Genomic DNA, 11,461 nt, shown 5'->3' with positions numbered 1-11,461 from the left:
ATAACATAATGAAAATAATAGCAAATTTAAACCGCTTGCTGATCACTCTAAGCCTAGTTCTACTGAGCGCATGTGGTGGTGGCAGCAGTGATATAGAGCCAGGGCAAGTATTATTAACCTGTAACGTACCACAAGTACCTAATGCAGCGGGTACTGACTGTGTCGACCCGCCGCCTATAAATTGTCCACCCCCTACAGTACCGGATGACAAGAATGAACAGTGTATCGTTGGTGCAGACCCGACACTGCCAGATCCCATCGTATTCCCTGCGGATGATGAAGCAATCTTGTTTTATAACCGCATCAATGATGGTGCGTATGAAGGCTACCGTTTGCATACGTGGAACAACGAGGAATGTGATGCCTATGCACCGCCATTTGATGCAACGGATTGGGCTAACGGCCATGAGTATGATGGCATTGACCCCAACTATGGCGCTTACTGGATTGTAAAACTCAAAGAGGGTTACAACGAGTGCGCTAACTTTATTGTGCATATAGGCACCGAAGGGTCGGGTAAAGCATTTGGTGACATCGACTTAAAAATGCCGCTGATGCAAGATGACGAAAAATTTCAACGCATGAACTTCACCATTCACGGTGAGGCATCAGTGTTTGAATACCCGATTATGAGTTTGGGCGAACGTCCAGTGAGTATCTCGGGTGCGTCTGCACATTGGCTTGATCTCTCTACATTTGTTTATCAACCGAGTGATGAGCTTACCAGTATCATCAAACTTCACGCTTCTAGCGCCGCTGACCTTGCCGTTGATGCAGACAGTGGTGAACTAAACGGTCAAGCCGTAGAGCTTATGGAAACATCGCTCAGTGATGAGCAAGCTGCAAAGGTACCGCACCTGAGTGGCTGGAACGCCTACGAAGGCAATTGGGATGCCGCTACGGCGAAAGAGCTAATTAAACAACAGCTCGTTGTGGCAGGCTATGACGCTGATGGCAAACTCATCGAAGCTACCTACGTGCAAACTGCGAAAGCATTGGATGACCTATACACCAGCGCTGAGGACGATGCGAATGAAGCACAATTAGGCGTTCATTACACCACGAACGGTATTGATGTATCAGTGTGGGCACCCACTGCAAGCAACATGAAGTTGGCCCTGTATGATGCCAACAAAGCTGAGCTTGAACAGCTTGATATGAGCTTTGATATGGACACGGGTATTTGGTCAAGTAACGTCGATTTGGCGCATGATCGTCACTACTATCGATTTGTGTTTGATGTATACCATCCAACGACTAAGAAAATAGAAAATTTGTGGAGCACCGACCCTTACTCTCTGAATGTTTCAACCAATGGTTTATATAGCCAACTTATTAACTTGGACGATGAAGACACAAAACCAAGCGGTTGGGATGAGCGTATAGTTCCTACCATAGATTACCCTGAAAAAGCGGTTATTTACGAAGGTCATGTGCGTGATTTCAGTGCGCGAGATGAAACTGTGAGCGCTGAGAATCGCGGTAAGTACTTAGCCTTTACCGAGCTTAATAGTGCGCCAATGCAGCATCTGAAAAAACTGGCAGATAGTGGCTTAACACACTTCCATTTACTGCCGTTGACCGACATTGGCACCATTGACGAAGATGCCAGCCAGCGTATTGATGTGACAGCAACTTTGGGTGAGTTGTGTACACGTATCAATGACGACGCAGATGCCTGTAAAACTGAAGATAAAAGCGCATTAATCATTGATCTCATGGCATCTTACTTACCGGGTTCAGATGAGGCCCAAGCGCTTGCCAATGCGATGCGCGGTGTTGATAGCTTTAACTGGGGTTACGATCCACACCACTTTATTGCACCGGAAGGTTCGTATGCGTCTTCACCAGAAGGTGTGGCCCGCGTACAAGAAACGCGTGCGATGATCCAATCGTTACAAGAAATTGGCTTACGTGTGGTGTTGGATGTTGTTTACAACCACACTACGTCCTCGGGTATTTGGGATAAATCAGTTTTCGATAAATTGGTCCCTGGTTATTACCACAGATACAACGAAACCTCAGGCGATATCGAACGTTCGACTTGCTGTGAAAATACAGCGACAGAGCACGTGATGATGGACAAGTTTGTCGCTGACTCAATGGTGATTCTAGCCCGTGACTTTGGCTACGATAGCTTCCGCTTTGATGTGATGGGCCACATGCCGAAAGCCTCTATAATGGCAGCACTTGAAGCGGTACAAGCGGTAGACCCAGACACCTATTTTTACGGCGAAGGTTGGAACTTCGGGGAAGTAGCTGATAACCGTTTGTTCGTGCAAGCGAAGCAAATGGATATGGCTGGCACTGAGGTAGGTACATTTAATGACCGTATTCGCGAAGCAATTCGCGGCGGCGCATTCTTTAGCAACAATGCCACTGACGGTAACTTGTCTGAGCAAGACACTTTACGTTTGTCATTGGCAGGTAACTTGCAAAATTACGTCTTAAAAGATTTCAAGGGCAACTCGTCAAAAGGCAGTAGTTTCAGTTGGGGTGGTCAGCCAGCAGCGTATGCGCTAGACCCTGCCGACAGCATTAACTATGTCTCTAAACACGACAATGAGACGCTGTGGGACCAGTTGCAATATAAAAACGGCACTAACTTAAGCATTAGCGACCGCGTACGTGTTCATAACATGGCGTTGGCCATGCCACTGATGAGCCAAGGTATCCCATTTATGCAAATGGGTTCGGATATGCTGCGTTCTAAATCAATGGACCGCAACAGCTATGATTCGGGCGACTGGTTCAACTACGTCGATTTCAGTAAAGACAGTAATAACTGGAACGTTGGCTTGCCTCTTGCGCAAGATAACCAAGGTAAATGGGGTGAAATTGCGCCGATTTCAGCCAATACCAATGCTCAAGCGATGGCCAGTGACATCCAATACGCAAGCGATGTATTCGCTGAGTTCCTAGCTGTTCGTAGTACCAGTCCACTGTTTAGCCTGACCTCTGAACAAGCTATCTTAGACCGAGTTGGTTTCCACAATGTTGGTAAGCGTCAACAACACGGTTTGGTGGTGATGAGTATTGATGATGGTGTGGGTCTGACAGATTTAGATAGCCAGTTTGATGCCATCCTTATGGTGATGAATGGTACCGAACAAACGTTATCGCACACTGTACCAACAGCGGCAGGTTTTGAATTACACCCATTACTAAAAGCAAGTGTCGATGCCTCTATGTCATCGTCTTATTTTGCTCAAGGTGAAGGTGAAGGCACGTTCAGTGTTCCTGCTTACACCATTGCTGTTTTTGTTAAGCCGCAAGGTGACGCCCAAGGTGAAGGTTTAAGCGCGAATGCTACAGTAGGCGCACCAGACATCGTGCCATTTGGCAGTACAACAGTGTATGTGCGCGGCTCATTGAATGGCTGGGGTACAGCAGATGCCTTTGAGTATGTGGGTAATGGCGAATACCGAATTGCGATTGCACTGACTGCGGGCAGTTATGAATTCAAAGTAGCTTCTGAGGATTGGTCTACCGTTGATTTCGGTGCACTTTCAGGGGACGTAGCGGAAGTCATTGAGGGCGAAGCTGAGCAACTCACTCGCAGTGGTGCAAACCTCACCTTTAATGCCGCCATGAATGCAACCTACGTGTTCTCGTTTGATGCGACAAATACGGATAATCCAGTTCTGACAGTGTATAACGAAGAGCCATTTGTGGGCACGCCTGTCTATCTGCGTGGCAGCTTGAATGGTTGGGGGACCAGCGATGAGCTAAGTTACCAAGGTAAAGGTATTTACGCCTTCACTAAGCAATTAACAGCAGGCAGCTATGAATTTAAAGTGGCTTCTGAGGATTGGAGTACGGTTGATTATGGCTCTGGCGAGAGCAGTAATTCGGTCATTATTGGCACCGAAAAGCTCCTCGCGGCAAAAGGTTCCAACATGACGATTGATATCCCAGCAGATGGCCAATATCAGTTTGTATTTGACGCCAGTAATCTTGATGAGCCGCTAATGACCGTGTTTAATGCACAAATGTTTGGCGACACACAAGTTTACTTGCGCGGTAGTGTGAATGGTTGGGGGACAGACAACCCACTGATCTATGACGGCGATGCTATGTACAGCACAACCGTGACACTCGAGGCGGGTGACTACGAGTTCAAAGTTGCTTCTGAAGACTGGAGTACAGTGGACTTTGGCGGCAGTGGTGACGCGCCAGTTGCTGTGCTTGGTGAAGCAACGCCGCTTGAAGCTGTGGGGGCCAATATTGCGCTGAGTATCGCTGATGCAGGCAATTATCGCTTTACTGTGAAAGGGCCAGACTTGAGTAAACTAACGGTGACGGTATCAGCAGTGCAATAGCCAGTATGTTAGTGAGTTAAACGCAAAAAAGCGTCACTTATCGAAAGAGAGTGACGCTTTTTATTGGCAAATAGAAGTATGAAGACCTCTATTGTTGGCTGAAGTGCTTAAAATGCACTACACACATCATCCGCTTTGCAGCTGATCACAGTGACATTTTCATAGCCAACGCGAGTTAACTGCTCTGCTGCGAGTGTGGCGCGCACGCTACTCGCACAGTGCAAATAAATCGGACGTGCAGCGTCTTTTTCGATTTCCATCAATTTCATTTCTAACACCCCGCGAGGGATGTTGATAGCGCCCGTCGCCGATCGTGTTGCATGCTCTGCGGGTTCGCGAACATCGATGAGTAAGCCGTGATTTTCAGCGAGCTCGGCTTTTGCTTGATGAGCATCAATACGGCGTTGGTTTGGGGTGATAGTCTTAAGTAAATCTGGGATTGGCGTGAGCATATTACTCCTCCATGCCTAATTTGCGAAGAATAGAAATCATCGGACACCAGCCACTGAACGCAGATTGTATTAGGTTCAAGGCGATGAAGCCGGTAAACCATAGCCACATTGGGCCACCTAGGTAGGTTAACAATAGCGACAATAAAATCATGATGCCAGCGATCAACCGTAAAGCTGCGTTAATTTTCATTTTGCACCCAATGCAGTTAGTGAATTTATAATTAAGTATATTAGTAGAATCTAATTTAGCAACAATTAATATTAGACTTCCCTAATGTTAATTTCTATACTCATTACCAAAGTAGAAGGGGAGACGTATGGACCTCATGAAAATGGCAGACAATGCCGAACAAGCACAGGCCTTGTTAAAGCTATTAGCGAATAAAAATCGTCTGATGATTTTATGTTGTTTACAGCAAGGTGAAATGAGTGTTTCGCAGCTTAATGAGCGTGTGCCTTTAAGTCAGTCTGCATTATCGCAGCACCTCGCTGCATTGCGCCAAGAAGACATAGTTACGACACGCCGTGAAAGCCAGACTATCTTTTACAGTCTGTGCAATGATCATGCACGCGCAATTCTTTCAACGCTCTATGAGATATTTTGTCAGGAATAACAAATGCGATGGTTAAATCAGGGAGTTAAAGCAAGCCTCAGTGGTCCACTGCCACTGTTTATATTTATTCTCGCTTTGGTTGTAGGCAGCTTCGCGATGGTGAATACCCCTCGTGAAGAAGAGCCACAAATTGTCGTGCCGATGCTCGATATTATGGTGTCTGCGCCGAATATTGAGGCACCTGAAGTGGAGCGCTTAGTAACCGTTGAGCTAGAGAAGCTGTTGGCGCAAATCAAAGGGGTAGAGCACATCTACTCGATGACGCAAAACGGCCAACTTGTGAGTACCTTACGTTTTGAGGTCGGGCACTCTCGAGAACAAGCACTGATCGATACCTACGCAAAACTCTACGCTTATCAAGACACTATGTCGCCAGTTGTTCAGCAGTGGCAAATTAAACCCATCGAAGTGGATGATGTGGCGATAGTCATGCTCGGCTTGTATAGCGAAGACGAGCAAAAATACGATGATTATCAATTAACGCGTTTAGCGCAAGAACTCGCAACACACTTGCAGCAGATAGAAGATACCAGCGAAGTAAAAGTGATTGCTGGTCGCACGCGCAGTGCCAATGTGTATCTTGATAGCGCCGCGTTGAGTGCGCATAAAACGACGATTCAAGACGTGCTATATGCACTTAACGCGTCCAATCAATTGCGCGATGTTGGCACTGTGAAAGAGGCAAACAGTCGATGGCGTGTTCAGGTTCAAGCAGGAGATGCGCTGCGTAACGTCGAGCAGCTAGGCGCGCTGGTTGTGAATGTGGTTAATGGCCAGGCTGTGCGTTTAGACAGCGTTGCCGCTATTGTAGACGGACCCAGTGAGCCGTCGCACTATCAATGGTTACAAACTAACAGCGGTAACACTGACAGCATGCCCATGGTGACGTTAAGCGTGGCCAAACAGTCCGGCGCTAATGCGGTCAGTGTTGCGCGCGCTGTGCATGCACAAATGCAGCAGCTGCAACAGCAGTTGCTACCAGCCGAAGTAAAGGTGGTTACGCTGCGAGACTATGGCCAAACAGCAAATGAGAAGGTTAACAATCTAGGTGCCAGTTTAGTATTTGCGGTGATCACCGTAGTGCTATTTATCGGAGTGTTCCTCGGCTGGCGTCCAGCTATTGTTATCGCTTTGGCGCTGCCTATTTGTTACGGTCTCACGCTCAGTTTTGACTGGGCCTTTGGTTACACCATCAACCGAGTCACCCTATTTGCACTTATTTTGGCGCTGGGCCTGCTGGTGGACGACCCGATCACAGGTATTGATAACATCACCCGTTACTTGGGCAGGTCAGGTACAGTTCAAGAGCGCATTGTTGCAGCCATGGCTGAAATCCGCACGCCACTGTTAATGTCGACATTGACTATTATGGTGGCGTTTTTTCCGCTCGCTTTCATCACAGGAATGATGGGACCTTACATGGCTCCCATGGCGTTTAACGTGCCCATTAGTGTGGCGATTTCGACAGTTGTTGCTTTCTTCGTAACGCCTTGGTTGGCGATGAAGCTACTTAAGCCGCAAGCACAAGAAAGTCATACAAACGAGGCACAAGCGAACAGCTATACACGTTTGCTTGATTACTTCCTACAAAGTCATCGTCGCGCTAAATGGGTGCTCTACGCCGTACTCGGCTTGTTTGTTCTCAGCGCCAGCTTACCTGTGTTGCGTTTGGTACCACTCAAATTACTCCCTTATGACAACAAGAGCGAAGTACAAGTACTCATCGATATGCCCGAGGGCACATCATTGGAAGACACTGCGGCCATGGCTGCCAAGGTACAAGCTAAAGTTTGGCAGCTCAATGAAGTTAATACAGTCGCTGCATTTGTAGGTCAGCCTTCGAGTATGGATTTTAATGGCATGGTTCGCGGTTACTATCGACGTTACGGCGAGCACATGGGTGAGCTGCGAATATTGCTCAGTGATAAAAGTGAACGTCAGCATCAATCTCACGCTGTGGTGTTGCGAATGCGCCAGCAGTTGTTAGACCTTGCAACGGATGGGGTCAGCATCAAAGTCATTGAAGTACCACCAGGTCCACCAGTGTTGAGTACCTTAGTGGCGGAAGTGTACGCAGAGCCTTTTGTCAGTCAAGACGTACATCGCCAAGGTGCGGCATTGTTGGTTGAGCGCTTGCGAAAAGAGCCGCATGTGGTCGAAGTTGATACTACGATGGAGCGCATACAACAGCAAGCTCGTTTTGTGACCGACAAAACGAAGGCTGCACTGTCTGGGCTGAGCACGCAAGATGTTGCCGATGCGCTCGAAGTCGCAGTGAGTGGCAAGAATGTTGGGGCATTGTACGTGCCTGAAGAGGCGAAAGTTTTACCTATTCATGTGGCATTGCCCTACGAGCAGCGAAATGAAGCACAAATACTGGCACTGCAAATCAAAGGTCAGCGTCAACTCAGTCAAACTAGTAATGAGTTGGGTTTAACATCCGCACCACAACCTTTAGTACCGTTATCGGAAGTTGGGCAGTTTGTTGATTCTGAACGTCCACAAGTTATTGTGCGCAAAGACTTGAGGCGCGTCATTTACGTGATGGCTGAACTAAACGGTCGCACACCCGCTGAAATTATTTCAGATGTGAGCGCTGACTTCGGGGCTCACGATGTGGATGTGAGCCAATGGCAGTCACGTACCTTCCTAAGTGCTGGTGGTACAAGTGCATGGCAACTACCGCCAGGTGTAGAGGCGTCGTTCAGCGGAGAGGGAGAATGGCGCATCACCATTGATGTGTTTAGGGACATGGGCATTGCCTTTGCCTTTGCGTTAACTGCGATTCTGGTAGTGTTGCGTATTCAAACCAGCTCAATGAGTTTGTCGTTAATTATTATGTCAGCGATTCCGCTCACTGTGATTGGCATTATGCCGGGCTTTTTACTGCTTAATCAGTTCGGGGAGCGTCAGGTTGCGGGAGCGCCAGAGCCCGTACTGTTCACCGCTACAGCGATGATAGGCATGATTGCATTAGCGGGGATTGTGGTTCGTAACTCGCTGATACTGGTTGAGTTTATTAATCAAGCTAGAGCGCAAGGCATGGCGATAAAAGAAGCCTTGGTCACGGCGGGCCGAGTGCGCATGAGACCGGTGCTATTAACCGCAGGCACCACCTTGTTAGGTAACATTGTTATCGTGTTTGACCCTGTGTTTAGCGGTCTCGCAATTGCCATTATCTTTGGCATTATTGCCTCAACATTATTCACATTATTGGTAGTGCCTCTAGTGTACTACCTTGTTTTTGCAAATGAGGAGCATGCCCATGAAGGCTAAGCTTACAATGATTTTAGTGGTTTGCTTTTTAGGTGTGGCAATCGTGTGGTTTTCGGGCGTGTTTAACCAGCACATTGAGCCCGGACAAAAAGACGCCGCCCATCAGTATGCTGGCGCAACACACCGTGTTGGATATCAGGAATTAATTGAATTTGAAACTGTGCCTGGGCGCGTGATTGCGCAACAAAATACCACAGTAGCGGCACGCGTATTGGCACAAATTGAAGAAATGGCCGTACGAGCAGGGGATGTTGTCACCCAAGGTCAAGTTTTGGTGCGTTTGGATCAGCAGGAACTCAATGCACAGTTTCAGCAGGCGAAAGCGCAGGTAAAAGCGCTGGAAGCTTCTTACTTGCAGGCACAAAAACAGTTAAAGCGCGCTCAAGATCTTTATGCGCAAGGCTTAGTATCCCAAAGTGATATCGACGCAGCAGTAGCGAGTCACGACAATCTATCAGCGAGTTTAATGCAGGCAAAACAGCGTCAACAGCAAGCTAATGTGGCTTTGGGGTATGCGACAATCAAGGCGCCTATTGCTGGGCGTGTGGTGGAGCGATTTGCGAAAGCGGGGGATACTGCCTCACCCGGACAAGCCTTGCTTGCCATTTACAATCCACAGCAAATGCAGCTTGAGTTTGCGGTACGTGAACAACAGGCGGTAAATCTGCAGCTTGCTGATGTACGCCAAGTGACCATCCCCGCATTGGCAATTGAAGCGTCCACCGAGCTTGTGGAAATTGTGCCAGCGGCAGACAGTGCTTCTCGTTCGTTGTTAATGCGCTTTGGTGCGCCCAATTCAACTCAGTTATTACCAGGCTTATTCGCAGAGCTTGAGTTGCCGTTGCCAACTCGCCAAGCGGTGTTAATCGAGCCCGCTTTGGTACATAGCTTCGGCCAATTAGATATGGTGTATGTGGTTGAAAATAAGGAAGCGAAACGCCGCTATGTGCGTTTAGGCCAGCCCCAAGGGGACAAAATAGAAGTGATCAGTGGCTTGCAGCCAGGCGATGAGCTCGCCTTGGATGCACAGCCTAACTTACTCTAAAAAAGTAGCTATTTCATCGAGCGTCTTTTTCTGTAAAGCGTGTGCGGGTACTGTGGCATCTTCCGCTGGATAACCCGCTATGATAAGCATATAGGGGCGCTCGTTATCTCTGTCTCGACCACATATTTCGGTTAGAAAACTCATTGGTTTTGGCGTGTGGGTTAAGGTGGCCAACCCACTTCGATGCAAAGCTTGTATTAAAAAACCCGTTGCTAAGCCCACCGACTCATGAACGTAGTAGTTAGTGTTTTTATCTTCCGTATGTAAGCCGCCTTTTTTCTGACTAAATACCGCAATAAGCCATGGCGCGTGCTCTAGATAGGGTTTTTGCGCATCGGTACCCAAAGGCTTTAATGCGTCCAACCATTCCTGTCCCGCTCGGCCCTCATAAAACGAGCGTTCGAGTTGTTCGGCCTGCTCACGAATTTGCTTTTTCACATCCGCAGAATTAATGGCGACAAAATGCCATGGCTGATGATTAGCGCCACTGGGTGCTGTTCCTGCCGCTTTAATACAGGTTTTAATGAGCTCAGCACTAACAGGACGGTCGCTAAATTTACGAATGCTGTGGCGGCGTTTCGCGGTCTCTAGAAATTCATCTGCTCGTGCTTGCATCTCTTGCTCTGGGTACTCGATGAAATCACACAGTGGTTGGTGTTCATGAGGTTGCATGCTTGCTCCTATGTGTACGCGACAACTGAATTGGTAAGTTACTATTTTTTATACCCATTTGAATCGGGGGCAGCAAGCTTGTTTGTTATAAATTTTTACATTATTAATGTCTCATTCACCTTTGTGCCACTGTACCCCTATGGTATAACCAGCATAGATAATAAAAGCTAATTTAAGGATAAACAGGTGCTAACAATTCAAGGTCTTACCAAAACCTATAGCAATGGTGTTCAGGCTCTCAAAGGAGTGGACTTGGAAATACCCAAGGGTATGTTTGGTCTATTGGGTCCCAATGGGGCGGGCAAATCGTCGCTGATGCGTACTATCGCAACGTTGCAAAGTGCCGACAGCGGCAGCATTACCTTCGATGGCATTGACGTATTAACACAACCACAAGAAACGCGTCGTCGCTTAGGCTATTTACCTCAAGACTTTGGTGTTTATCCGCGTATTAGTGCCTTTGAGTTACTTGATCATATGGCTGTGCTCAAAGGGCTCAACAATGCCAAAGAGCGTAAAGAAGTTGTTGAAGGTTTGCTTGCACATACCAACTTATATCAACACAAGTCTAAATCTGTGAGTGGCTTTTCTGGCGGTATGCGCCAGCGATTTGGTATCGCGCAAGCCTTGTTAGGCGACCCAGACTTATTGATTGTAGATGAACCAACTGCGGGTCTAGACCCTGAAGAACGTAACCGTTTCCACAATTTGCTGGTGAGTTTAGGGGAACAAAAAGTCGTTATTCTCTCAACCCATATCGTAGATGATGTTAGTGAACTGTGCCCTAATATGGCGGTTCTAGCAGGCGGCGAAATCCTCTTAAAAGGCAATCCAATAGACCTAACGCATCAATTAAATGGCCGTATTTGGCGCAAAGAAGTGGTGACGCAGCAAGAAGTACAAGAACTTGAGCAAGCACTGCCTGTGATCTCGAAGCGATTGTTTGCGGGTAACACCATCTTGCATGTGTTCGCTGATCAAGCACCTGAAGGTTTTGAGTCGGTAACCAGTAGTTTAGAAGACGTGTACTTCTCGACGTTGCATCAGCAACGCCAAGCAGTCTCTGCCTAAGGAGGGGTC

The 11,461-nt window shown here is 47.6% G+C and carries 8 protein-coding genes; 5 read left to right on the top strand and 3 right to left on the bottom strand.

Annotated features, from left to right (window positions below; genetic code table 11):
• Window positions 1-8 precede the first annotated feature (8 nt).
• Complete coding sequence (locus tag ACH19P_RS01165; RefSeq protein WP_462156709.1) at window positions 9-4,322, top strand: alpha-1,6-glucosidase domain-containing protein; 4,314 nt, start codon at window positions 9-11, stop codon at window positions 4,320-4,322.
• A 107-nt stretch (window positions 4,323-4,429) separates the two neighbouring features.
• Here the strand turns inward: ACH19P_RS01165 and ACH19P_RS01160 are convergent, their stop codons facing one another.
• On the bottom strand, window positions 4,430-4,774 hold the full coding sequence (locus ACH19P_RS01160) for a rhodanese-like domain-containing protein (protein WP_462156708.1): 345 nt from the start codon (window positions 4,772-4,774) through the stop codon (window positions 4,430-4,432).
• A gap of 1 nt (window position 4,775) precedes the next feature.
• Window positions 4,776-4,964: a YgaP family membrane protein gene (locus tag ACH19P_RS01155; RefSeq protein ID WP_462156707.1), complete on the bottom strand. Its 189-nt coding sequence runs from the start codon at window positions 4,962-4,964 to the stop codon at window positions 4,776-4,778.
• 127 nt (window positions 4,965-5,091) lie between these two features.
• Here ACH19P_RS01155 and ACH19P_RS01150 point away from each other — a divergent pair, with 127 nt between their 5' ends.
• From ACH19P_RS01150 to ACH19P_RS01140, 3 genes are read left to right on the top strand one after another with little or no spacing between them, the layout of a single operon-like run.
• Window positions 5,092-5,388, top strand: coding sequence for an ArsR/SmtB family transcription factor (locus ACH19P_RS01150; RefSeq protein WP_462156706.1), 297 nt, complete (start codon window positions 5,092-5,094; stop codon window positions 5,386-5,388).
• Between the two features lie 3 nt (window positions 5,389-5,391).
• The gene (locus ACH19P_RS01145) at window positions 5,392-8,664 is read left to right on the top strand and encodes an efflux RND transporter permease subunit (RefSeq protein ID WP_462156705.1); all 3,273 of its coding nucleotides are present in this window, start codon (window positions 5,392-5,394) and stop codon (window positions 8,662-8,664) included.
• On the top strand, window positions 8,654-9,709 hold the full coding sequence (locus ACH19P_RS01140) for an efflux RND transporter periplasmic adaptor subunit (RefSeq protein ID WP_462156704.1): 1,056 nt from the start codon (window positions 8,654-8,656) through the stop codon (window positions 9,707-9,709). The genes ACH19P_RS01145 and ACH19P_RS01140 overlap by 11 nt, the downstream gene beginning before the upstream one ends.
• On the opposite strand, the gene ACH19P_RS01135 is transcribed toward ACH19P_RS01140, so the two are convergent.
• On the bottom strand, window positions 9,701-10,381 hold the full coding sequence (locus tag ACH19P_RS01135) for a nitroreductase family protein (RefSeq protein ID WP_462156703.1): 681 nt from the start codon (window positions 10,379-10,381) through the stop codon (window positions 9,701-9,703). The genes ACH19P_RS01140 and ACH19P_RS01135 overlap by 9 nt on opposite strands.
• Window positions 10,382-10,567: 186 nt before the next feature.
• Here ACH19P_RS01135 and ACH19P_RS01130 point away from each other — a divergent pair, with 186 nt between their 5' ends.
• Window positions 10,568-11,452, top strand: a complete 885-nt coding sequence (locus tag ACH19P_RS01130; RefSeq protein WP_462156702.1) for an ABC transporter ATP-binding protein — start codon at window positions 10,568-10,570, stop codon at window positions 11,450-11,452.
• Window positions 11,453-11,461 lie beyond the last annotated feature (9 nt).

Source organism: Pseudoalteromonas sp. GB56 (assembly GCF_054923835.1).
This window is presented reverse-complemented; position numbering and strand designations above follow the sequence as displayed.